Here is a 1,385-nt window from a genome sequence, read left to right on the forward strand (position 1 = left end):
GAGATGGTCTGTGTGGGTCCGCTTGAAGTCGCGTTGGTGGCCGGAGTGTCGTCATCTCCGCTGACATCTACATTGGTCTCCACCTCTTCTACTTTCAGCAGCAGATCGAGTGAGGCGGGGTGCGGAGACCGCAGCGTCACGGTCTGTGTAGCGAAGCCCGGCGCGGAAACGGAGAGACGATGTGAGCCTTCGGGAACACAGGCCAGGCGGAAGTGTCCATCGGAGCTGCTGGTCGCGGCAGGTCCGCTGTCGAGCGTTAGCAGCGCTCCGGGAATGATGGCCTGCGTACTGTCGTGCACGACGCCGGTAAGCGGCGTTCCCGTGCAGGCGGTCTGTGCCAGAACATGCCGGGACAGGGCGTGCGGGAGCGCAAGCGCAGCAAAGGCTGCGGCAGCCAGAAACTTCATAGGACACCTCGATGGTTGCGGGTTGTGTGGGCGCGTCGGTGCAGACTTACGGCCACGTTCACAACGTGACCGGCAGCGTCCGTCTGAAGAGCAACTACGAGGTTGGTTGGGTAAAAGTTCCGGGAAATTTATGAAGCGGTATCTTGTCAAAAGTTATGGGCATGCCTCACCCACCCTAGCGTTGCGAGGGTGGGGCACCCACAAGGGGAGAACGTAAAAAACACCTGGCCTGTGCTATCGGGGTGCCCCACCCTCACGGAGTTAGGGTGGGCGAGGAAGCCACAAACAYCCAACGAAGTAGATCTATCTCTCACCGAACGTGCGGGCGAACTGCTCCACCCACTTCATCTGCTGCAGCGTCTCGGGCACCGGAAATCCGCGAGCCGTTCCCAGACGCAGGAATGCGTCATGTGGGGTAGTCCCCTGCGCACACATCAGGGAAGCCATGAGGACAGAAGACCTGCCGATACAGGCAAAGCAGTGAGCGCCAATGTGCTTTCCCGCGTCGAGCTTTTTCTGAAGCCGTTCCACCAGGAGACCAAATTCCTGATGCGATGCCGGGAGCCCATGATCCGTGATTGGGAAGTTCACATACTCGATGCCAACCTTCTCGCATGTTTCACCTTCGCGCGAGAGACCGAGATCCTGCTGCTCCGCCGTTGTCAGCAGAGAGACCAGGACATCGATCCCCTCGCGGCGCATGGCGAGCAATTCGGCTTCCAATGAACCATTCCCCCTGGGACGTGCAACGATGGCCATCGATTTCGGTGCGGTGGATTCAACCCAATAGATATTCATTGCCTACTCCATAATTCCAGGCGTACAGAGCGTATCGATAGTACAGATCGGGAGAGATTTTATCGAACGACCCGAAACATAGCCCTCTGACACATGGCTCATCACCTTAAGCTCCGCTTAAGCAAACCATCCGTTTATCGTCCGATTGCACGCGGGTGCTATATTGCGCCACAGAATTGG

Annotated in this window: 2 protein-coding genes; both read right to left on the reverse strand. The window is 58.0% G+C overall.

The window, feature by feature from the left end:
- Window positions 1-407 (reverse strand): carboxypeptidase-like regulatory domain-containing protein (locus tag AB4043_RS25560; RefSeq protein ID WP_442308525.1); only part of this gene is annotated, 407 nt, incomplete at its 3' end.
- Between the two features lie 303 nt (window positions 408-710).
- Complete coding sequence (locus AB4043_RS25565) at window positions 711-1,205, reverse strand: protein-tyrosine phosphatase family protein (RefSeq protein ID WP_442303501.1); 495 nt, start codon at window positions 1,203-1,205, stop codon at window positions 711-713.
- Window positions 1,206-1,385 lie beyond the last annotated feature (180 nt).

The organism is Terriglobus sp. YAF25 (assembly GCF_052113305.1).
In the GTDB taxonomy this organism is placed as follows: Bacteria; Acidobacteriota; Terriglobia; order Terriglobales; family Acidobacteriaceae; genus Terriglobus.